At 34.0% G+C, this 25,439-nt stretch carries 13 protein-coding genes; 5 read left to right on the top strand and 8 right to left on the bottom strand.

Features of this window, described 5'->3' with window-relative positions; translation table 11 throughout:
• Window positions 1–46: 46 nt before the first annotated feature.
• The 5 genes from Q0876_RS06180 to Q0876_RS06160 form a co-directional block, all read right to left on the bottom strand.
• The gene (locus Q0876_RS06180) at window positions 47–4,663 is read right to left on the bottom strand and encodes a choice-of-anchor L domain-containing protein (protein ID WP_299225211.1); all 4,617 of its coding nucleotides are present in this window, start codon (window positions 4,661–4,663) and stop codon (window positions 47–49) included.
• Window positions 4,664–4,783: 120 nt separating this feature from the next.
• Window positions 4,784–6,697: an OmpA family protein gene (locus Q0876_RS06175; RefSeq protein ID WP_299225209.1), complete on the bottom strand. Its 1,914-nt coding sequence runs from the start codon at window positions 6,695–6,697 to the stop codon at window positions 4,784–4,786.
• A gap of 18 nt (window positions 6,698–6,715) precedes the next feature.
• Window positions 6,716–7,618, bottom strand: coding sequence for a type IX secretion system membrane protein PorP/SprF (locus tag Q0876_RS06170; protein WP_299225207.1), 903 nt, complete (start codon window positions 7,616–7,618; stop codon window positions 6,716–6,718).
• Between the two features lie 110 nt (window positions 7,619–7,728).
• Window positions 7,729–13,323 carry a gliding motility-associated C-terminal domain-containing protein gene (locus Q0876_RS06165; protein ID WP_299225205.1) on the bottom strand — a complete coding sequence of 1,865 codons (5,595 nt, stop codon included), beginning with the start codon at window positions 13,321–13,323 and terminating at the stop codon, window positions 7,729–7,731.
• 210 nt (window positions 13,324–13,533) lie between these two features.
• Window positions 13,534–14,496, bottom strand: coding sequence for an endonuclease (locus Q0876_RS06160; protein WP_299225203.1), 963 nt, complete (start codon window positions 14,494–14,496; stop codon window positions 13,534–13,536).
• 70 nt (window positions 14,497–14,566) lie between these two features.
• Here Q0876_RS06160 and hflX point away from each other — a divergent pair, with 70 nt between their 5' ends.
• The gene (gene hflX, locus Q0876_RS06155; protein ID WP_299225200.1) at window positions 14,567–15,781 is read left to right on the top strand and encodes a GTPase HflX; all 1,215 of its coding nucleotides are present in this window, start codon (window positions 14,567–14,569) and stop codon (window positions 15,779–15,781) included.
• A gap of 54 nt (window positions 15,782–15,835) precedes the next feature.
• Here hflX and Q0876_RS06150 read toward each other — a convergent pair whose 3' ends face one another.
• Together Q0876_RS06150 and Q0876_RS06145 are read right to left on the bottom strand one after the other, a co-directional pair.
• Complete coding sequence (locus tag Q0876_RS06150; RefSeq protein WP_299225198.1) at window positions 15,836–17,926, bottom strand: M13 family metallopeptidase; 2,091 nt, start codon at window positions 17,924–17,926, stop codon at window positions 15,836–15,838.
• A 108-nt stretch (window positions 17,927–18,034) separates the two neighbouring features.
• Entirely contained in the window at window positions 18,035–18,496 is a 462-nt protein-coding gene (locus Q0876_RS06145; protein WP_299225196.1) for a hypothetical protein, read from the bottom strand.
• A gap of 234 nt (window positions 18,497–18,730) precedes the next feature.
• On the opposite strand from Q0876_RS06145, the gene Q0876_RS06140 reads away from it, so the two are divergent.
• The 4 genes from Q0876_RS06140 to Q0876_RS06125 all read left to right on the top strand — a co-directional run bounded on the left by Q0876_RS06140 (window position 18,731) and on the right by Q0876_RS06125 (window position 24,572).
• Entirely contained in the window at window positions 18,731–19,702 is a 972-nt protein-coding gene (locus Q0876_RS06140; protein ID WP_299225821.1) for an NAD-dependent epimerase/dehydratase family protein, read from the top strand.
• 295 nt (window positions 19,703–19,997) lie between these two features.
• A complete protein-coding gene (locus tag Q0876_RS06135) occupies window positions 19,998–20,570 on the top strand; it encodes a sigma-70 family RNA polymerase sigma factor (RefSeq protein WP_299225193.1) in 573 nt (190 codons plus the stop codon).
• Window positions 20,571–20,574: 4 nt separating this feature from the next.
• Window positions 20,575–21,306 carry a hypothetical protein gene (locus Q0876_RS06130; RefSeq protein ID WP_299225191.1) on the top strand — a complete coding sequence of 244 codons (732 nt, stop codon included), beginning with the start codon at window positions 20,575–20,577 and terminating at the stop codon, window positions 21,304–21,306.
• A gap of 20 nt (window positions 21,307–21,326) precedes the next feature.
• Entirely contained in the window at window positions 21,327–24,572 is a 3,246-nt protein-coding gene (locus Q0876_RS06125; protein ID WP_299225189.1) for a CHAT domain-containing protein, read from the top strand.
• Window positions 24,573–24,759: 187 nt separating this feature from the next.
• On the opposite strand, the gene Q0876_RS06120 is transcribed toward Q0876_RS06125, so the two are convergent.
• Window positions 24,760–25,439, bottom strand: a 680-nt coding sequence (locus tag Q0876_RS06120) for a T9SS type A sorting domain-containing protein (protein WP_299225187.1), incomplete at its 5' end; no start/stop codon positions are given.

The raw sequence follows: 25,439 nt of genomic DNA, 5'->3' as shown, positions 1-25,439 counted from the left end.
CCTCTACAAATAAAGTAGAGGTTTTTTGTTATACAAAGTAGCAATATTAATTAGCCCTTTGGATATAAATCCAAGCACTTCGTCTTTTACCATCTTGGTATTCCATAGTATAGAAATAGGTTCCTACGGGTAGTTCATCACCATCATTGCTTTGTCCAAACCATTCATTGGTATAATTCGTTTTAGAATAAACTAATGTTCCATTTCTGTTAAATATTTCTAATTTACTAACGTCATAGCTACTTAGATCAAAGGTATCATTCTGACCATCATTATTAGGAGAAATCCCTTGAGGAATAACGCAGGTCTCAAGTTCTATAATAGTTCTAATTGTACTATTTGAACATCCAGTATCATTGAAAATTACTTCAATTTCATAGTCTCCAGCTAATAATACTGGTAATACTAAACCATTTTCACCTTCAATAAGTACACCATCAAAATACCAATTTATGGTTACCTCATTTGAAGTATAATTTTCAGGTGTAGCAGTAATTGTGATTGGAACAGTTGCATTAGGACAAACTTCATAGTCAAAGTTGTCTGTAAATGTGGTCTGAGGCTCAGTTCCAATGACTAAATTGAAGCTATTTATTACATAACAATCTGCAAAATCGACGGTCTCTACTCTTACATATACTGTTTCTCCAGAACTATCATATGGACTAGTTAACGCTCCAGTAGCAGCCATTGCATCTACTTCAGTAGCGTGATACGTGACATTAAATTGAGAAGCATCTTGACCATTTAATACATTAACATTATGAGCCAGTAAATCAAAACTAGCAACACCATCATCATCATTATCACATCCAATAATATCTACGCTTTCTGCTATATGCGATGGGCTAGAAATTGTGATTCCAAAACTAGTAGTATCGAAACAACCTGAGGTATTGTTTTCAATTCTTACATATATAGTTTCTGGATTAGACACATTGGTATATGGAGATGTTAACGGGTTAGTATTATCCATTGCATCTTGCTCTGAAGGATGATAAGTTACCGTAAAATCTGCTGGATCTTGGCCTCCTAAAATAACATCTTCATTTTCTGTTAAATCAAATATTGCTTGATTTGTTGTTGAACATGCTGTTAGATCTATAGGTGTATTAGCAATTGCTGGATTTGGTAAAAATTCTATAAGTACTTCATCAGAAATAATACAAGTTGCAGTAAAAATAATTTGTGTTGTATACAAACCTGGCTCAGTAACAACTAAAGTAGAAGCCGTTTCGCCTTCAATAACAAAACCATCTTTAAACCAAACATGGTCAACTGAAGGCGCAGAAGTATCTAAAATAATTGACTGGCTTTCACATACAGCATTTCCAGCTTCAATAGTAATATCTCCACCAAGATCAACTTCACCAATATCAAAACTTCCGGCTTTTAAGAATACACCTGAATCTAATGCGGTATCAAAACCTCCATTAGAATCATCACCTATTACCAATTTAATATGATAGGTTTCTCCTATATTAACTGGAGAAAATGCAGTAAAGACTTCCGTACGACCATCAAAAGACATCGGTGGCAAATTAGCTGGAACATAGCCTCCAAAGAATTCTTCATTAATCGCAGCACAACCAGGATTCTCTGGATGAATATTGGTTACCAGAATTGGTGTGGTAGTTCCTGGAATTACTGCCAAATTGGTGGTCACATTATTTTCATCGGTTAATAAAAATGCAAAAGCATCAGAAAACGTACACTCAAATGTTCCTCCTGTACTGCCATTGTATTCTTCAGAAGCCATTAAGAAATCAAAACTAATTTCGTCATTTAATGGTACAAAATCGAACTCGATCACAGTAGCATTATTAGATACAATTCCTACAGCTGCATCTAAATCACTATCACCAAACCAAGCTGTAGAACCTTCACTCATTGCATTTGTATTTGGACCTGCAGCTAAGCTTGCATCACCAGTAGTTAACAACAATCCTTCATCAAACGGGAAACTTCCTTCATCAGAAGAAAAATAACCTATACCATTTTCTTCACCGTAAGTAGTTCCTGTAGAGAAAGTAATATTAGATACTTGTGCACAAGGGCTATCAATTAAAACATCTATGACTAGCTCTTCTACTGTGTATGTGGTTTGATCTACAGATACATTACCAATTCCTGGTCTTATACAAAGGTCAAATGTAAAATTTTCGTCATCTCCTCCAGCTGAAAATACTCTTATATAATAAGTATTTCCTATGGTTAACGTCGGAGTAACACTTGCATCAGCATCAGAACAATATAATTCAATAGGTGCATCACATGTACCTTCATATACTGCATGATCAATATCAAAAAAGAAACCGTCACCTGCTATATTTAGAATTGAAATAATTTGAAATTCACTTGTCGCTATAAATTCGTACCAAACATCATCATCAGCATTTCCAGTACAAGTTCCGTTGGCTATACCAGAGTCTGTTGCTTCTAATAGTGTCCCTGGAGTTAACAGTGTACAACTATCATCAGTATTGACTTGAGCAATTGTTGCATTACAAGGATTGTCATTCTCAGGAGGACATGCTAAAAGTTGGAATGCACTACTTAGAATAGAACAATTAAAATCTTGATCATTACTTACTGTAACAAATACATCAACCCCGAAACCAAATGGTCCTATTTGATAAGTTCCTGTAGACGTTACTGGTACTGTAATGGCATCAATATTATTTGATATGGTCAAAGAAGTTGCGTCTCCTAGATCTGTAATGTTCACATCAATCAAAAACTGATCTCCATTATCACAATCATCAACAATTTGGTATGTTGCTGATGGATTAATACAAGTAGCACAAGATACCGTAATATCTAAGGGACTTATGGCGGTAGAAGAATTACAGTTTACCGTAAAATCTGATGCAACATAAAATGATATGGTATCTCCTGTTGATTGAAAACTAAATCCGGCCAAGTCACCTACATTTCCACCACCATTATATAATTCGGTAACACCATCACTATCAAAGACGATTATAGGATCATATGGTTCGTTAGCAAATCCATTCCATTCAACATTTCCTGAGTTAATAGTTAAGTTTAATGGTGTACCATCTGTACTAGTGAATGTAAAAATAACTGGTGTATCTGCGCCATTATCTTCATAACAGTATACGAGGCTTTCGGGTCCGACAGCACAATCTACAACAAACTCTTGACAGAACTCTTGGGTTAGTGCTTCGCTATTAATAGTACAATTAGAGTCATCATCATTTACAACACTCATAATTACTGGTGTAGCGTTGGTATATGGTCCAAATGTGAATGTTCCTGCTATACTAGTTGATTGTGCAGCACTCCCTTGATCGTCAGATATAGTAAGAGATGTTGCAGATCCTAGATCTGTAACATCTACTTCAATAAAAAACTGTTGCCCATTGAGACAGTCTCCAACAACTGCATATGAAGCAACAGGGTCTATACAAGTATTCTCCGATATGGTTAAGGTATATCCAACCGATTGAGGAGCAGCCCAAGTTGATATTACAATATAATATGTTTGACCTCCTGTAACTGAAAAGTTATCAATCAATAAATCATCAGTAGCAAAACCATTTATTGCACCTGTTTCACATTGAATACCAATATTTGCACAATCGCTATAAACAAAAACTCCAGCATAATTATCAGTTAGATTAGAGAGTTCAATATCAATAGATGTATCACTCGTAGGGGTATATTCGTAAATGACATCATCTCCATTAAGGTAATTAAACCCAGAACCACAATCTGTTCCTGGAGCACCACTGTAATCATCAGTATAATTTGAAGTATCATCTGTAGTTACATAAGGTAATGGATTGCTAACCGTTATTGCTGCTTCACAAACTTCTCCTGGACCACTAATTCTGTAGTTAAAAGGACCAATCCAAATACTAGCACCATCAACACCACAATCGGATCTAACATAGAACTCATAATTGGTTCCTTCAACTAAACCTGTAACTTGAAATGGAATGTTAACCGTTATCGTTCCTGAATCGGCATCTGTAGGTGCTGGACCTCCAGCAACTTGATTAATTACCTCCCATGATGTTTCTGTACCTCCAGGAATCCAGCTTAAGTCAGCTGTTGAAGATGTTAAATTTATTGCATCAAGTCCTGACGGAAAATTACAAGTAGAATTATAAACTTGTACATTATCTACCAACCAATACCATGCCCAATCATTTCCATCATTATATATGAAACGAATTTGCATTGCAGCATTAGAATAGGCTGTGATATCTATATGTTGTTCATCTGGTGCATTAAATGCACCTATTGTTGCGGTTTGGTTTAATACTTCTACCCAATTTGCACCATCAAAAACTTCAACTACGGCAAAATCTGCACCTATATTTTGATAAAACTGTTCGAAATCTAAAAAAAGTGCCGTTGCTCCTGTAGTGTCAAAAGCTGGTGAAGTGAGTGTTTCTATTAATTCTGTACCATTTCCGTTAGAATCACTATCAACAATAGCAACATTTGTACCATTAAGACTATTTCCACCGCCTTGTTGACCAGAAATCCATGAATCTCCTGTAGCGCCTCCCTGGTCTGTTATAGTCCAAGTTGCAGGTATTTCTGTATCAAAGTTTTCTTGAAGATAGGTTTGAGCATTAAAGCTTATTGTTAAGAACAAAAAAGCACTCAATAAAGTAATTTTTTTCATCTTGTATAGTTGGATTAAACTTTTTAAAGTTTTGAACCTGTTACATTCAAAACAAAGAAAGCTCTGCTATAAAACAGAGCTTTAAAGTTGGTTAGTTAGTCATTTATTATGTATTCAATATTATTGTGCTTGTGGTCCTCCACTAACAATAATAAACTCAGACCTTCTGTTTAACTGATGCTCTTCTTCAGTACAATTTGAGCCACAATCAACTTTAGGCTCGTTTTCTCCTTTACCCATTCCAGAAATTCTAGATTTATCTATCCCTTTTGAAACTACATATTGTACTGTAGTTTTAGCCCTTCTATCAGACAACCTCTCATTATATGAGGCACTTCCTCTACTATCGGTATGTGAAGTTGCATTAATCACCATATCAGGATATTTGTTCATAATTTGAACTAACTTGTCTAATTCAAATGCGGCTTGAGCTGTAACATTAGATTTATCGAATTCAAAATATATAGGGTTAAGATTTATCTGTTCTGGACCAACAATAACTTCAATTGGATCCAGCATTATTGTAACTTCTTCTTCTTCATCTTCAGATGCACCTACTGTAAGTTTTTGGCTTTCATATCCATCCATTACGACTTCTAATTCGGATTCTTTACCACACTCAACAATAAACTCAACTGTTCCATCAGAATTTGTTACTTTACTCAACACTTTATTTCCTTGGTCATCGTACATGGTTACATCAGCAGCATTAATGGGTGTTCTTGTTTTAGAATCCATAACTGTAGCTGTAATTAAAACATCACATAAAGGTTGTAGTTTTTTAATTGCGTAGATATCATCTCCTCCTAATCCGCCATCTCTATTTGAAGACACAAAACCTTCTTCTGTTTCTTCATCTAAACGAAAAGCAAAATCATCAGCATTACTGTTAATAGGAATTCCTATATTTCGTATTGGAGCCATTTTCCCATCTATTTCCTTGGTATAAAACACATCAAGATTACCAAGTCCTAGATGTCCATTTGAAGAGAAGTATAAGGTGTTATTACTACTAATATATGGGAACATTTCCTGCCCTTGTGTATTTACTTTTTGACCTAAATTCATAGGTTCACCTAACGAACCATCAACATTGATTTCTGCCTTATAAATATCAAAAAGACCATAACCACCTGGCATATCAGAAGCAAAATATAGTGTTTTACCATCTGCACTTACCGATGGGTTTTTAACTGAATAATTTTCACTATTGATAGCAAAACCTTCAACATTACTCCACGTGCTTCCACTTTTAGTTGCTTTAAACAGGTGTAGTAAACTATACTTAACTTTAGTTATAGAATCTTTTTCGTACTCTTTTTCGAAGAAACTCTCTCTAGAAAAGTACATGGTTTTACCATCTGGTGAAAATGAGACTAAGCCTTCATGGTATTTGGTATTAACTTTATCTTCAACCAAAACACCTGCTTGATACGTTCCATCTTCATTTTTTGAAAGTTCATAAATATCTAAAAAGGGTTCTTCATTCCAACCGTAAGTTCTACGTGATGTATTTCTTGCTGATGTGATATATAATTTCCCATCTTGGAGTGTCCCTCCAAAATCAGAGTATTGGGTATTAAACCCTAAGTTTTGAATGTTGAACTTTTTTCCTTTTTCTAAAATTTTAGGTAAATAATCAGGGTTTTTGTTATAGGCTATAGCTCTATCATCACTTGGGCGCATTTTTGCAAATTTAGCCATTTGAGCATTAGACTCTTCATATTTTCCGTTAGCTTTAAGCATCTGAGAATACTTAAAAATCATTTCTGGATCGTCTGAACTTTCTAGTGCTTTTGCATACCACTTTTCAGCTTCTTGAGTATTAAATACATTATAGTATGATTCAGCAAGTTGGCTATAAATGTAAGCATCTCCTTTACCGTCCTCGATTAATTTTGCATAGTCTTCAGCAGCTTCAACGAATTCGAATCTAGCGAAATGTTTATCTGCTTTTTTTGTATCCTTATTTTGAGCAATCAAGCTAAAACTACTTAATGCTGCTATTGTAAAAAGTGTCAATAATTTTTTCATAATGTTTAGCTTAACTGTTTAGAAATATCTTGGTGAACGTGAAACTTTTCTAGGAAAGTTTAAATCAAATAGTAATAAAAATTCATGTGATGCAGGTGCATATCTTCTAATATCAGACGTAACACTATCATAAGCATATCCAATTCTAACTGTTGGTGTTATAGCAAAATTAACTAAACCTGAAAAAGAGTCGTCTAACCTATATGATGCACCTATTTCAAATTTTTCATAAAAAAGAGCATTAAGGTTGACATCAAATGAGGTTGGTGCACTAAATGCAGATTTAACTAAAAATGAAGGTTTTAATTTTGTGTTAGGTGATAATTGGAATACATAACCTCCTGTTAAAAAATAGTGTGCTTCTTCTGAACCTAATTTATTACCATTAGCATCTAAGTGCACAGAATTTAAAATATTTGGCACTGAAAAGGCTAAATAATAATTATCTGTATAATAGAATGCGCCAGCTCCAATATTTGGTGTGGTAGTATTAATGTTTTGAAAAAAAGGATCATTTGGGTCAATAAGATCAATTCCAGCCAAACCTATGTCATGAAAGGTAGCTCCTGCTTTAACGCCAAAAGCTAATCGGTGAGCTCCACCTAATTGCAGTGTGTAAGAGAAGTCTGCATATGCATTTGTTTCTTTAATTGGACCCACTTGATCAGCAATAACTGACAATCCAAGACCGACTTTTTCTCCTACAGGTAGGTGCCCAAAGAATGTTCCAGTTTGAGGCGCACCATCTATTCCTGTCCATTGCGTACGGTACAGTAATCCAAACGAAAGGTTTTCTCTAGACCCTGCGTAAGCTGGATTAATCACATTCATGTTATACATGTATTGTGTGTATTGTGGATCTTGTTGTCCATACAATTGTGTTGCAATAAGCAATACAACAATAATATAAAGTTTTTTCATCTGTTAGTTTTTAGTTGTTTTTAGTTGTTGGATTGAATTTGCACAGTATTGATTTCGTTAAAAGAAATCAATACTGTATAAACTCATATTAATTGGTTGAATAGTTGATTTTAGTTTAAACGCTGAATATAAATCCAAGCACTTCTTCGTTTACCATTTTCATATTCCATAGTATAGAAATACGTGCCTACTGGTAACTCTTCGCCATCACTTGTTTGTCCATGCCATTCGTTAGTATAATCGTTTTTAGAATATACCAAAGTACCATTCCTATTGAATATTTCAAGCTTACTAACGTCATAACTACTTAAATCGAAGGTATCATTCATACCATCTCCATTAGGTGATATTCCTTGAGGAATGACACAGCTTTCTAATTCAATGATTGTTTGACCTGCTATACTAGAGCACATAGTCCCATCATTAAAAGTAACTTCTATTTCATAGAATCCAGCCTCAAGTACTGGCAATGTTAAGCTATTCTCACCAGCTATAATTCCACCATCTTGATACCACACAATGTTAACTTCTGATTCAGAATAGTTGTTTGCAGTAGCCGTAATTAAAACTGGCACTGTTGCATTTGGACATACTTCATAATCAAAATCTGTAGTAAATGATGTGTCAGGTAATGGTTTTACCACTAACGCCATAGTAGTAGTTGAGAAACAATCAAAAGCAACATTACTTTCTACTCTTACAAAGACTGTTCGTGTATCACTATTGTATAGTAAAGAAGTATCAATTGCTCCCGTTCCAGCATCTGCATCTGCTTGAGTTTCATAATAGGTCACAGTAAAGTCAGTAGCACTTTGACCATTAAGAACATTCGCATCTTGCGAAGCCAAATCAAAATCAGTAAAGCCATCAAAGTCGTCATCACATTCTTCATAAGTGACAGTAGTTGCTGTAGGAGTTGGTCCAGAGATAATTAAATCAAAGGTGGATGTAGTGGCAGTACAAAACGTTGCGCCAACATTTTCAACTCTAACATAAATTGTTTCTGGATTACTACCATTAGTATGAGGTGAAGTAAGTGCGCCTGTGCCTAATTGCGCATCACTTAAACTTAAGTGATATGTTACATTAAATTCAGCTGGATCTTGCCCTCCTAATATAGTAGCTGTTTGCGACTCTAAATCAAAATCTTCAATTTCATCTCCTGACGCATCATCACATGTTACCATATCGGCAACTGGGTTAGCAGTTGGTTCTATTCCAAAAGTTATGGTAACTGAGTCTTGAGCTTGAGCATTACATTGATCGTCATAAACAATTACAGTGTATGTACAAGATTCTGTAACTACTAAACTAAGGTCTGTTTCACCATCAATAATAAACCCATCACAATACCATTCTGCACGATCTGCAAAAGGTGAATCTGCAATAATTTCATAAGAAGGGAAACCACAAAGTTCTTGATCTGGTCCTAAATCAACCGTAATATCTGCAGTAACATTACCATTACCTGCACCACCAGTATCGTTAGTTTGACTAATCGATATTGTACCTGGATCATCAGAGAAGTTGGTCACAAGTAATAAATAGATTTCGCCTTCAAGTGCATTATCAATTGTCAAATTTTCTACAGCTGCTGCAGAATAACTGCAATCTACTATGTTACCAAAAGGGTAAAAGTCTGGATTAGTTGTATTATTAGGACAACTAGGACAGTCTTCAAATACAATTTCAGTACATGCTTGTGCAACTGAGTCGAATGGTCCCCATAGCACAAAATCAACATCTAATCCATTTCCAGCATCATCTTCTTGATTGATTTCTATTTCGATTAAACCAGGATCTCCAATTTGAATGATATTCCAGGTTGGGTTTGGTGCTGTCCCTAAACACGCTAAATCATTATTGTCTGGGATTCCTATAATGTTAGGGTTTGACAATCCTCCTCCAGCATCAGGGCAGAAGTTTTCTGCATTTTCGCATATAATGTTTGTTGGTGCATCTCTAATACAGAGATCAAAAGTACTTGTTTCATCATCACTCCCTCCAGAGAACACTCTAATGTAATATGTATTCCCAATTACTAATTGAGGAGTTACACTAGCATCTCCGTCAGAACAATCTAACTCAACTAGGTTATTACAATCTGTTCCTTCATATAATGCGTGATCAATATTGAATGTTCCTCCTGCTATATTGATTAAAGATAGTAAGTGAACTTCGTTTGTAGCTACAAACTGAAACCAAACATCGTCATCTGGATTTCCTGTACACGAACCACTAGGAACGCCAGATGGAGTCGCTTGTAAAATCGTTCCAAATGTAGTAAGATCACATGTATCATCAGTATTTACCACAGCCGTAATTGCTGAGCAAGGATCATTATTTACTGGTGCAGTGAAGAAAGGAATTGGTCCTGACCACAAACTAAACGTACCACCTCCACAATCGGCTCTAACCCATATCTCATATTCTGTTCCTCCATCTAAGCCAGTTTCTGTTATTGATGTAGATGTTACGGGGTTACCTGATCCTGTTGGTTCACCTGTACCTGCAGGTACAACAACATATTCCCAAGCTGTCTCACCACTATTCGCTGTCCAATCAATATCAGCAGTCGTTTGTGTTACATTAGATGTAAATATGCTACTAGGAGCAATACAGAAAGACCCACATGTTTCTACTCTAACTAAATCTATAGACATGTCTCCTTCGAAATCTCCAGTACCTGTATGGCTAAATTCTATGTAGATAACTTGACCAAGATAGGTGTCTAAATTGACTCCTATTGGTATCCATGGTTGATCTCCTCCTGTTTGGAATTCTCCATCCCAAGTAAATACAGTCGTGAATGGTCCTGTTGGATCATTACCTACTCCTACATTCATAATTCCCATATCTTCGCCATAGGCATGCATATAGAACGATAATTCAGCGCCATCTACTGCAGGAGTTAAATCTATCGCAGGAGTCACTGCAGAAGCAGTATCTGTCGTGCCTCCAGAAGCTTCATAGTTCATATAATTTGCACCACTAAATGCTACATCTGGTCCTGTGCCTCCAGAACCCGAATCGCCAGGAATTTCCCAAGAACCATCCTCATTTGTATTTGTTAAATCTCCTGTCCATCCATCAAATGCATCAAATTCTGCTGTAAAAATAAAAGAAGAACTTCCAGACGTACATGTAACTCCAACTGGTGGTGGTGGTGGTGTACTGAATGTAGTGAACGGAACTGGTCCAACCCAACTACTTAAGCCACTAGCGCCACAATCTGCTCTTACCCAAACCTCATAGTCTGTACTAGCTGTTAAACCTGATGCTGAATAAGGGTTATTTGTTGTAGGGTCTCCAGCACCAGTAGGAAGTCCTGTTCCTGCTGGTTGAATAACTACTTCCCAACTCGTTTCTGCACCTCCTGGAGTCCAACTAATATCAGCAGTGGTATCAGAGAAACCATCAATAGATAACCCATTAGGTTCTGGGCATGTTGGTATGTTTCTTACTCTAAAATTATCAACGAATACATCGTTATCTTCAGGATCGTCTACAGTTCCTTCAGATCCTAATATACCAAACCTAACCGTTTGACCGCTATATGGTGTTAAATCAAATACCACTTGAGTACCTGTTGCAGGTACCACAGATGTGTTATCAAATGTTATTAAAGTTATCCATGAACCACCATTATCTGTTGTCATTAATAATTGTACGGTATCATCAGATCCAAGTGTTCCTGCTGTAGTAGAACTTGCAAATTGCATGATTCCAAAATCAAAATCTACTTGAAAAGGTCCTCCTGTTAAGTCAAAATATGGAGATAAAATCCAATCACTTCTTACCCCTCCTTGATATAAGTTTATCTTGTAGGCTCCAGTAAAACCATCATTTAAAAATCCATCATTGCCCCATAGACCTCCTCCAAGATTTAAAGGTCCAGTTGTTGCATCTCCATCATCTGCTTCATCCCAACAATCAGGTATAATGGTTCCAAAAGTTTCAAGATATTCAGGCACAAACACACTACAAGCAGTAGTAAAGTTTACAGGCCCAATCCAACTACTTAAACCATTTGTGCCACAGTCTGCTCTTACCCAAACTTCATAGTCTGTTATCGCAGTTAAACCTGATGCTGAATATGGATTGTTTGTTGTTGGGTCTCCTGCGCCTGCAGGAACTCCTGTACCTACTGGTTGAACTGCAACTTCCCAACTCGTTTCTGCTCCTCCTGGAGTCCAACTAATATTTGCAGTAGTATCTGTGAAACCATCAATTGTAATACCAGAAGGCTCTTGACATGTTGGTATGTTTCTTACTCTAAAATTATCAACGAATACATCGTTATCTTCAGGATCGTCTACAGTTCCTTCAGATCCTAATATACCAAACCTAACTGTTTGACCGCTGTATGGTGTTAAATCGAATACCACTTGAGTACCTGTTGCAGGTACCACAGATGTGTTATCAAAGGTTATTAAAGTTATCCATGAACCACCATTATCTGTTGTCATTAATAATTGTACGGTATCATCAGATCCAAGTGTTCCTGCATTAGTAGAACTTGCAAATTGCATGATCCCAAAATCAAAGTCTACTTGAAAAGGCCCTCCTGTTAAATCAAATTGAGGAGATAAAATCCAATCATTTCTTACGCCTCCTTGATATAAGTTTATTTTGTAAGCTCCTGTAAATCCATTATTTAAAAATCCATCATTGCCCCATAGACCTCCTCCAAGATTCAAAGGTCCAGTTGTTGCATCTCCATCATCTGCTTCATCCCAACAGTTAGGAATAATTGTATCAAATTGTTCCAAATAGTCTGGCACAAAAACACCACAAGCACTTTGAAAATTAATTGGTCCAACCCAACTACTAAATTCTGAGCCACAGTCTGCTCTTAAATAGACTTCATAATCAGTTACAGCAGATAAGCCCATTGCTGTATATGGGTTATTCATTGTTGCTGTACCTGATCCAGTAGGGACTCCAGTCCCTGCAGTTTGCACAACAATTTCCCAATTAGTTTCAGAACCTGAAGCGGTCCAATTAATATCTGCGGTGGTATCTGTTATATTGTCAACAATTACATCAAATGGTTCTGGACAAGACACATCAAAAATATTTACTGAATCAAATCCAATACCTTCATCTTGAACACTACCATCTGAACCAAAAGCGAATCTCAATATAACGTTAGATTCTCCACCAAGACCTTCCAAAGCATGGCGAGCAACTACCCATCCATTAGAGCCATTATTTGTTACGGCTTCTCTACCAGTCCATCCTATTTCTTGTCCTCCTGGATCACCTCCAATTGACCCATCATTGAACCAATTATTAGGGTCTCCTAAGTCACCTACATTTTGCCAAGAACCTCCACCATCTATCGACGATTGAAGCACCATTCCGTCCCAACTAAACTCTGCATTCCACCATATGCTAAATTCAATAGACGGTGCGCTTATACCTGTAAAATCAAAAACAGGACTTACTACAGCTGCAGATTCATTAGTATTGTAATTTCCTGTTAGGTTTGTAACCCAAGCGTTAGTGCCAGAGTCTGCACTATTGATAATGGTATTTGCTGGAACTCCAAGTTCCCAAGACCCATTTGCTGGATTATCGACTATCCATCCTCCATCTCCTGATTCAAAGTCTTCAAAATAAGGATAGGATGTAATCTGTGCATTGGCATGCCAAATTGAAAATACAAAAAGCAATGCTAGTGATAACGTAATCTTTTTCATTTGTGATATACTATTAATTGATATATAATTTATTGATGTTAAACACTTTAGGCTTAATCTAAAACCAAGCCTAAGTCATCAAGGTTGTTCAATAATATATGAATAGGGGCAATTCAAGTATCCGAAGATAAAAAAAATGCCAGTTAACAAAGCCTTAACAATGTTATAATAGATAAAATGCAGTTTTTATCGACAAAAAGATTTTGCCTATTATTTTGACTTACTTAATAACATATAAACAGGAAAATGATCACTAAAACCTCCTTTATATTTTCTACCAACAAATGTTCTAAAAGGCTGACCTTTAAATTTCCCTTTGTATTGTGTTAAAAACTTTTCATCAAAAATATTAGCGCTTTCGAATTTTAGTCTTTTAGGTCGAGTTTCAAAAAAATTAGTTGTAAATAAAATTTGATCAAATAAATTCCACCTGAAATTATGATTTTGACTTCCCCTAGAATAAGAGAATAATGTTTCCATTGGATTAAAAAGTGATGTGCTTTGTGAAAGATATTTAACACTCTTATTATTAGGATTATCATTAAAATCTCCTAATACAATTATTTTTGGTTGAGACTCAGTTTTTTTTAAGTCTTCTATAATAGAGATTACTTTTTTTGCTGCTGCTATTCGTTTAACAGAAGAGATTTCTACACCTTCACGACGTGATGGCCAATGATTAACAATACAATGTACGCGCTCATTATCAAGTAGTCCAGATATTAATAAAATATCTCTGGTATAGTCCTGAATACCTGGTTCCTTTTCAATATATACCGAAAATGTCTCTGATGTTTCTAATTTGAATTCATCTTTATCATATAAAAAACCAACATCAATACCTCTTTCATCTTTAGAATCATAATGCACTATGCCATAGTTATATGTGCTTAAATATTTTGTAGCAATTAAGTCTTTTAAAACTCTTTTGTTTTCAGCTTCAGCAACACCGATGAGCGTAGGTGGTTTTTTGGTTTTATTACGCCCAATTTTTGAAATAACTTCACTTAATTTGTAACATTTTCTTTCGTAACGTTTTTTGGTCCAACGTTTTTCAGAATACGGTAAAAAATCATTATCATGTGTTCTCTTATTATCTGAAACATCAAAAAGATTTTCGAGATTATAAAAAGCTACTGTATAAAGATCTTCTTTTTTCTCTTGTTTTTCCACCTCACAAATTTAAGTTTTAAAATACAATCGACATAAGTTCAATTATGTAACTTTGTAGATATTTTAATTTATGATAGAAAAAAAAGATAGTGCACTTGAAAAAGCAGTTCTTATTGGTGTAATAACCAAAGAACAAAATGAAGAACGCTCTAAAGAATATTTAGATGAGTTAGCGTTTTTGACTTATACTGCTGGAGGAGACGTCTTAAAACGTTTTACTCAAAAAATGGATATGCCAAACCCTAAAACCTTTATAGGTTCGGGTAAAATGGAAGAGGTTCAACAATTTATTAAAGAACATGATGTAGGTACTGCTATTTTTGATGATGAACTCTCTGCAGCTCAAGAACGTAATATTAGCAAAATCTTAGATTGTAAAGTTTTAGATCGCACGAATTTAATACTTGATATTTTTGCACAACGTGCACAAACCAGTTATGCTAGAACTCAAGTAGAATTAGCACAATGTGAATATTTGCTACCTAGACTTAAAGGAATGTGGACTCACTTAGAACGGCAAAAAGGAGGTATTGGCATGCGTGGTCCTGGTGAAACTGAAATAGAAACTGACAGGCGTATTGTACGTGATAAAATAGCATTGCTTAAATCTAAAATTAAAGCTATTGACAAGCAAATGGCTGTTCAGCGAGGCAATCGTGGTAAAATGGTTCGTGTAGCTTTAGTTGGCTATACTAATGTTGGAAAATCTACATTAATGAATGTGATTAGTAAAAGCGATGTTTTTGCTGAAGACAAATTATTTGCGACATTAGATACCACAGTACGAAAAGTGGTTATTCAAAATTTACCTTTTTTACTAACAGACACTGTTGGTTTTATTCGTAAACTTCCTACACAATTAGTAGAATCTTTCAAAAGTACTCTTGATGAAGTCAGAGAAGCCGATCTACTACTACATGTGGTGGATATTTCTCATCCAAATTTTGAAGAGCATATTGATTCTGTTAACAAAATTTTAGGTGAAATTGATAGTTCAGACAAACCCACTATTATGGTTTTCAATAAAATTGACGTCTATAAAGCGGAGCCCTTAGATGAGGATGATCTGGTTACTGAAAAAACCTCGGCACATTACAGCTTAGATGAATGGAAAAATACTTGGATGCATCGTGTTGGTAACAATGCATTATTTATTTCTGCACTGAACAAGAAAAATATAGATACATTTAAAAAACGTGTTTATGATGAGGTTAGAGAAATTCATGTTACGCGTTTTCCTTACAATCATTTCTTGTATCCCGATTACGAGGAAGAAGATTTTTAGAATAAAAAAAGCTGTTCTTTATCAAGAACAGCTTTTTTTATTGTAGTATTGATACTACCAAATTTTAACACGCTCTTCTGGAGCTAACCACATATTATCCCCTTCATTAATATTAAACGCTTCGTAAAAAGCATCAACATTTTGTAGTGGCATAACTGCACGATACATTCCAGGTGAATGTGTATTGGTTTTTATTTGGTTTCTTAGAGCATCTTCGGTGTATTTGATTCTCCAAATTGTAGCCCATGACATGAATAAACGTTGTTCAGGTGTATATCCATCAATATTTTCTGGTCTTCCATTTTTTTCAAAATGTAATTGAAGTCCATCATATGCGGCATTTATTCCTCCTAAATCTCCTATGTTTTCTCCTAAAGTGAAATCACCATTTAGCTTAGTCTCGGGCAAAGCTTCAACAGCACTATATTGGTCAGAAAGTTTTTTCCCTAAAGCTTGAAACTTAGTCAAATCTTCATCTGTCCACCAGTTGTTTAAGTTTCCGTCAGCATCATATCTAGATCCAGAATCGTCAAAACAATGAGATATCTCGTGACCTATCACTGCGCCTATACCACCATAATTAACAGCATCATCAGCTTCATGGTTATAGAAAGGCGGTTGTAGGATTGCTGCAGGAAATACAATTTCGTTATATGGTGGCATAAAATAAGCATTAACAACTTGAGGTGCCATAAGCCACTCACTCTTGTCTACTTCTTTTCCTAATTTATTTAGGCCATCATCAAAATTCCATTTTGATACATTTCTCATATTTGAATAATATGAACCTCCATCTTCGACACCATTGATCTCAAGTGCTGAATAATCTCTCCACTGATCTGGATAAGCAATTTTAACATTCATCTTTTTGAGTTTCTCAATAGCCTTATCTTTAGTTTCTGGTGTCATCCAGTCTAACTCTTTTATTCTATTTTCGAAAGCCAACATGATATTGTCAATCATTTGCTTAGCTTTTTCTTTTGCTTCAGGTGGAAATTTTTCGTCGACATAAAGTTTTCCCAAAGCTTCGCCAATAGTTCCGTTAATGGTACTTAAAGCACGTTCTTCTCTATCTCTTTGCTTTTTTGAACCCACTAATTCTTTGCCGTAAAATTCCCAATTTACCTTATCTATTTCTGTACTTAATTGACCAGCTGTACGATCTAACAAGCTCCACTTAAGGTAATTTTTCCATGCTTCAACATTGTTCTCTTCTAATATGGTGTTTAGGGCTTTGAAATAACCTGGATCACTTACAATAATTGTATCTATAGATTTAACGCCTAATCCTTTAATGTAATTTTCCCAATTAATAACAGGCGTCATTTCATTTAAATCTGCTATTGATTTTGGATTATAGCGTTTACGAGCATCTCTTGAGTCTTCTTTAGTCATTCTAGGCTTAGCCATTCTTGTCTCGAATGCTAAAATTTCATCTGCAGTTCTTTCGGCGTCGGCTTCAGAATAGTCTATGTATTTTAGCATTTTTGCAATATGAGCTCTATACTTTTCTCGTTTTTCTTTAGTATTCTCATCTTGATCAACATAATAATCTCTACTTAATCCCAGTTGACCATTAACTAAATATCCAGCATTTATATCACTGTTTTTAGGGTGTGAGCCAACACCTACAGCAAAGAAGCTTCTTCCACCGTAAGGTGTTGCCTCTGTTAAGTAATTTTGTAAATCATCAATATTCTTTATGGCATCTATTTTTGCAAGAGATGGTCTCAATGGATCTACACCCAACTTATCTCTAGAGATAGTATCCATTATCGTTTTAAATAATTCTACTGCTTTTTCTTGATCTGAACCAGGAAGTATTTCAATGGTATTCAAATCTTTATTGTCAGACATAGCAGATTTTAAGATGGCTAGTGCATCTTCATTGGTTTTCTTCCCTAACTCGTCAAAGCTTCCCCAACGAGTTCTATCACTTGGAATTTCATTATTATCTAGCCATGAACCATTAACATGTCTAAAAAAATCATCGCCTGGAGCCACGTTCTTATCCATGTAATCTAGATTAATTCCAGGTGTTTTTTCAATCATTGCAGTTTCTTCTTTTGGCTCATCTTTACATCCAATAAGAGTAAATAATCCAAATATAGAAACCACCAAAATGCGTTTGATATTGGTTTTCATAATGTACTTAAGGTTTAATTTGATTTAAAATTAGTTATTAATTAGAAGCTTTAGATCTCTATTTGTTACAGATTAACAAAACATTAAGAATTATCACTTTAATATAAGCTACTGATCTATAGTAGATTTTGAGATGTTATTGGCATCAAACTCAAATTTTTTATTAATTTGAAGGTTAAGATTAGACATGGCTATCAGCACTTCATTAATACCCTTTAGTTGATCTGATTTTTTGATGTTATCTAATGTAAGTAAACTATTAAGCTTTAATACTTTTGTCTCCAAAACGAGTATTCTAGCTGATATTTCATTGGTAGCAATTGTTCTTGGTATTTCAGTTTTGAAATCATTTAAGAATGTTTGTAACTCGGTTTTTTCACTTTTAAAAAATGAAAGATCTGCTGTTTTCAAATAGTCTATTTGATTGGATAACTCTTGATATTTTTGCCAATTATTAAGCGCTTCTTTTGAGTCTTTACTCAGGCCAAAATCTTGATACTCTATGTTTTGTATTTCTTTTTGAGTAATACTTTTTGACTTCACTTCTACTACAGCATCCTTGTTATTCAAAACCTTTGATTCATCTTCACAATTAAAGGATATAAAAAAAAGCAAACAATAGATTAGCAGGTAATTACGCATAGAACACTTCTTAAATATTGTTGTAAATATACTCAAAGCGAATGTATTTAGCAGCTGACATTTGAGCAATTAACAAAAATTAAAGAGTTCTTAATTTTATCATATAAAATTTTATCTCCTCTTTATTCTTATTACTTTTGGTAAACAAAAATTAGCTAATAAATTATGTCTAAAGTATTAATCATAGGTGCTTGTGGTCAAATTGGTTCAGAATTAACTTTCAAACTTCGTGAAATACATGGTGCCGAAAATGTCATCGCTAGTGATATTAGTCATTCAAATTTAGACATTGTCAATTCAGGTATTTTTGAAATAGTTGATGCTCAAGATTATTCATCAGTAAAAACATGTGTAGAAAAGCATAAGATAGATACTGTGTATCTAATGGCTGCAATGTTAAGTGCTACTGGAGAAAAATATCCGATGAAAGCTTGGGATTTGAATATGAATTCACTTTTTCATATTTTAAATTTAGCTAAAGAAACGTTAATAAAAAAAATATTTTGGCCATCAAGTATTGCTGTGTTCGGTCCAACAACTCCAAGAGACAATACACCACAGCATACTGTAATGGAACCTACAACTGTATATGGTATTACAAAGCAAGTAGGTGAAAGGTGGTGCGAATATTATTATAAAAAATACAATGTAGATGTGCGAAGTATTCGATATCCTGGAATTATTAGCTGGAAAACCTTACCAGGAGGAGGTACTACAGATTACGCTGTTGAAATATATCATAAAGCTATTTTAGAGAAACAATACCAATGTTTTTTATCTGAAAACACTAAACTTCCAATGATGTTTATGGATGATGCTATTAACGCTACAATTAATATCATGCAAGCACCTTCAGATACGATCACCATACGATCGTCTTACAATTTGGCTGCTATTAGCTTTACACCGCGGCAAATTGCTGAAGCAATAAAAGCTCATATTACAGAATTTGCTATCAGTTATGCTCCAGATTTCAGACAAGAGATTGCCAATAGTTGGCCTAGGTCTATAAATGATTCATCTGCAAGAACTGATTGGAAATGGCGTCATACATACGATCTTCAATCCATGACTAAAGAAATGATCTCCCAACTAAAACAAAAATACGCAACTTCTTCTGAAGAACTATCCTAAAGAATACTACGATTAAACAAAGCATCTTAGAAATATATTGATGACAATCTTTAAAATTTTCGATGTCTCAGAAACAAACCATTTAATTATAAAAAGTTAAATTGATTTACTTAAAAAGCATACTAATTGCGTAACGTAATCAACTAATGGTTTAAGATAATTTTGTTTAATAGTAGTAAGACGGTATAGATATCTATTGCATGTGGTGTAGATAGTCGTGAAAAAATTGATTTAATAGTTTAGTATTTGTTGAAAATTGAAATAATTGTATCTTAACTCATGATTAGCTATTAACATGAGGGAAACCTACGAAAAAGAACGTCAATTACAACTTGTAGATGCTATTAAAGCCAATGATCCTATTGCTTTAAAAGAGTTCTATATGAGTAATTATTCTAAAATTGAAGCTTTAGTTTTAAAGAACAGTGGTTCTGTAGATCATGCAAAAGACCTTTATCAAGAAAGTTTTATTGCTGTATGGAAAAATCTAAAAACCAAAACTTTTCAGCCAAAAAACAATACAGCCTTAGAAGGTTATTTATATCAAATTGCGAAAAATAAATGGATGGATGTTTTAAGGTCAAACGCTTTTAAAAAAACAAACCCCTTAACAAATGATAAATTAATCTTCTTAAAACAAAATGATGATGAATTAAATGATGTAAAAGAAGAACAACTTAAAACCATCCTTAAAGCTTTTAAAAATCTAGGACAACCCTGTAAACAATTACTAACCGATTTTTACTATAGTAAAAAACCTTTACGAGTGATTGCTTCAGAATTAGATTTAGAAGAAGCTTCAGTGAGAAATAAAAAATACAGATGTATGGAAAAACTTCGAAGCATCGTTTTTTCCTCAAAGCCTTAAAAAATTGGAAACTAATAGCAATAACATATCACAAGAACAATTAGAAGCCATTGAGCGTTATATTAATAACACGATGGCTGCTGAAGAGCAATATGCCTTCGAAGCAAGGTTAAGTAGTGACGCTGATTTTAAGATTCAGTTTGAAGATGCCAAAACACTACTATTAGGAATTGAAACACAATCTCTAAAAGAACAGCTAGATAAGTTTCATGATGACATTCCTACTCGAAAAACACCTTATACTAAATCACCAAAAATTAGATATTTACAATTAAGAAGGTTTGTTGCTGCTGCAATGATTATTATAGTGGCTGGCAGTTTTTGGTTTTTCAATCAAGACACGAATGAGAAACTCTATACTAAATATTTCGTTCCAGATCCTGGTTTACCAACCACAATGAGTAGCTCTACTAACTTTGAGTTTTATGATGCTATGGTAAACTATAAGCAAGGTGATTATACCAAAGCTATTCAAAAATGGAATGCATTGCCTGCAAAAAATGATACTATAAATTATTTCATAGGTGTAGCTCATTTAGCAAACAATAATGAGCATCTTGCTATTTCATATCTTGAAAAAGTGAGTTCAGAACCCGAAAGTTACTTTAAAAATGATGCCAATTATTATTTAGGTTTAGCCAATTTAAAGGAAGGCGATATAGAAAAAGCTAAATTGAATTTTGCGCTTTCTGACAATGAAAATAGTAAAGCCCTATTATCTGTTTTGAACAAATAATCACTTACAATTTTTTACACATGAAATTTCTTTGTAATAATAAAGTGTATATCCTGTTGTTTTTTATTGTTACAACTCTAAGCAGTACACTACAGTCTCAAGAGAAAAACTGGAGTGATGCTAAGCGCTTAGATTCTCTTATTTCTCTCAAAGAATATAAAGAGGCAGAGACATTACTCTCAGAAAACATATCTCAATTACAACAAAATAAATCTTATTTAGAGCTAACCAAGCGCATCTATTATTTAGGAAAAATCACCTTAAATGTAGAAGATAAATCGGCCGCTATTAAAAAGGTAAATGACTTTGCTAATTCTATAACAGCGGCTACCGATTCACTATCAGTTTCAAGACAAAAACATTTAGTGTTAGCTAGGTTTTATGCTTTCATAAGAGATTATGAAAATGCAGCAGCTCAAAATTTATTAGCCCTTGATGTTACGCAAAAAATACCAGATGCCACAGGAGACCTTTTCGGATTAATTCATCATAACCTTAGTATAGATAATAGACGTCAAGGCAATATTAAACAAGCCATTTGGCACAGTAAAAAATCATTAGACTATTACTTATCTTATTCTAAATCTGACAAGTCAAAAGTTTTAGATGCATACAACTCATTAGGTGCCAGAATGTGGGATGTTTTTAAAATAGACAGCGCATTGTATTATTTTAAGAAAGGAGAAAAAATAATCAATGAACTAGAACCCACAGCGATGAATAGGTTTTATCACAAAGCAAAATCACAATCAAATATTGGCTCTGTTTACGCTCAACTAGGTAATATTCTTGAAGCTTCTGCATACAACGAAAAAGCCATTAATAATTATAATAATTTTATAAATTCTGATGCAGATGGAAAAGATTTCTTCAAAGAAGAAGCACGATTATTCCTCTTCTTAACTATTGAGAATTATGCAGACAACTTTATAGCTCAAGGCAACTATACCAAAGCACGTGACCTAAACGAATATGTCTATAATCAACTATTAGAACATATGCCTGAAAACTATTCTGAAATTGGATATTCGGTATTGAATCTAGGTAACATTTATTTAAGATTAAAAGATTTTGAGCTTGCTGATACATTCTTTAGCAAAGGACTTGAAATCTATACACAAAAAGAACAAAACAACAAACTGGGCCTTGCAGATGCATATTATTACAAAGGAATCATCAATGATTACTATGGTAATGTAGATCAAGCTAAGAATTATTATGAGCTAAGTAAGAAACTTTATGAGTCTATCTTTGATGGAAGCTATGACAACTTCTATTTAGAAGCCATGCAAACCTATTCGAAATTTTATTCAGAAAATGGATACGATAAGAATGCTATAGAAATGGCACAAAAAGCCTATGATTATGTTATTCAAAATCAAGGTGAAACCACCACTGTAGAAAGCTCTCAGCTTATTAACCTTGCAAGCCTCTATTTTAAATCGAAAGATTATGATAAAGCACTAAAACATATTAATCAAGCTTTGGTCATATTTGATGCTTCAGATAGCAGGTTTAACGATCAATTTGATGGATTTAGTTCTAGTCTTAAAAAACCAATGGCACTACTACTTAAATCAAAAATTATTATAGAACAACAAGGTAAAGGTAATCCAGAAATACTTATGGCGCAATATGAAAACCTCATGCAGGCTATTTCGATTCTTGAGCGTCAAAAAACATTAATTACAGAAGACCAAAATCTCTCAATAATTCTTGATGACAATGATGATGTATTTGAATTCTCAAAACAAATTGCATTTTGGTTATATAAGTCCACATCTAAAAAAGAATATATTGAAGCCATTTTAAGTCTTCACGAATCTAAACTTTATAATAAAATAAGGCAGCAGCTTAATGTAAAAGGAAGTTTTTCTTCAAATGAAATCCCAGATGTTATATTAAAAAAAGAGACTGTGCTTTTAGCTGAAATCAATCAAGCCCTTGATGAAAAAAACAGTATCGATAGATTTATTGAAGTCAACAAAAATTGGCAAGATTTTCTACTTACTCTAAAAAGAGATTATCCAAAGTATTATGATCTGAAATATGCTTCAATTACTAAATCTTTTGAGTTCAATAATAGTATAAAGAATGGTCAATCGGTTATTAGGTATGTTTATATATATGATGAATTATATGCCATTCTTATTGAAAAAGACACTGTTAATCTGTTTGAATTGAATACTAAAAAATTGAATAAAACCTTAGACAATTTCAATAACGAAAATGAAATATTTGTGCAGAATGTAAATGCTTACTACGATCTATATGCATTTTTATGGCAGCCTTTAGAACAATCAATTTCAAATAAGAACATTATCATAGTACCAGATGGAAATCTGTTTAACTTAAGTTTTGAAGTACTTAGCACTAAAAATATCAATTCTTATGAGGATCTTCATCAGGTAAGTTTATTGAGTCGTTATTGCATCTCATACAATTACAGTCTGTTACTTATTAATAAAAACAAAAAGCCTAAATTTTTTGAAAAAAACTTTGTAGCCTTTTCACCAGAATTCACAGATGAAATGAAAAGCAACTACAAGACAGTTATTACTGATTCTGTTTTTTTAGACAAAAGTTATCTTACTCTTTTACCTCAGCCATTTGCAACTAACTTAGCAAAAGAATATTCAAAAATATTTGATGGCATCTCATTTATAAATGAAAATGCTTCAAAACAAATCTTTACTAGTAGAGCAAACGAACATAAGATTATTCATATAGGTACACATGCCGAATCGAATAACGTATCTCCAGAATTATCGCGCTTGATCTTTGCTAAAAATGTCAACGATTCTATAGCTACAGATGATAATTCATTATATACCTTTGAAATCTACAATCAAAATTTATCGTCTAATTTAGCAATTTTAACTGCTTGTGAAACCGGAAAACCTAGCTATCAAGCAGGTGAAGGAATGATCTCTTTGGCTCACGCTTTTAATTATGCAGGAAGCGAAAGTATGCTAACTAGTCTTTGGGAAATAGATGAAAAATCCAGCACAGAAATCCTTCATTTCTTTTACGATAACATTTCAAAAGGAATGACTAAAGATCTAGCTCTTAAACATGCAAAATTAGAATACATAAAGGGTGCTAAGGGAAGAACTTTACATCCAGACTATTGGGCTGGTTTGGTGCTAATAGGCGACACGTCTCCTATTGATTTGAAAACCTCATCATTCAATATTTCCTATTGGTTAATTAGCATTGTACTACTAATTATTATTGTTCTATTTATAAGAAGAAACAAAAAATAGAAGAGGGTTTTTTTATCAAAAACCCTCTTCATTGAAACGATAAACAATTTAACTTTTAATATAATTCCCTACAAATTAATAGCATTCTAAAAGCTTATCGTTTAATCATCGCTACAAATGAAAATTGTGAGCATAAAAAAAGCTACCAACTCACATCGATAGCTTTTCTCTTAGCTAAATAAACTAACTATTGTTTAATAACTCTTTTAGTTATAGAACTATTATTAAGAGCATTAACCTTTACAAAGTACATTCCACTTGCAAACCCATCTAAAGACACCTTTACATTTTGAGTGCTCTTCTTCAAGTTTACTCTATTAACCGTTTTACCAGTTACATCAATAATTTCTACATCAACCAACTCCAAACTACTTGAGTTTTTTATTGTTAGTATGTTCACAACTGGATTAGGGAATAGACTAATATCACGATCTAACAACTTATAACCTGCTGTACTTAGTGTTGTATCTTCTACTTTAAGATCAAAAGAGCATTCGGCTGTATTACCAAAATCATCTGTTACAACAAAGCTTATTATATAATCACCATCAGGTAAGATGGTTCCTGGAACTGGAGTTTGTACAACGCTAAAATCACAATTATCTGAAACGACAACGGTATTATCAGATATGTAATCAGGAAGTATAAAATCTCCAACATTTTCTATTACTGTTCCACTTGGGCAATTAATTATTGGATCTATTACGTCTTCAACTGTTACTGTAGCTGATGCTGATGCACTGTTTCCACTCTGATCTGTAACAGTTAAGTTAACTGTATTGTCTCCCAGTTCTGAACATGTAAAATCGGTTACATCTAAACTCAAACTTGATACACTACAGTTGTCATCTGAACCATTATCAATCT

The sequence above is a fragment of the uncultured Psychroserpens sp. genome, from assembly GCF_947503375.1.
GTDB lineage: Bacteria > Bacteroidota > Bacteroidia > Flavobacteriales > Flavobacteriaceae > Psychroserpens.
Note: the sequence above shows the minus strand (reverse complement) of the source record. Positions and strands in the feature narration are given on the sequence as shown.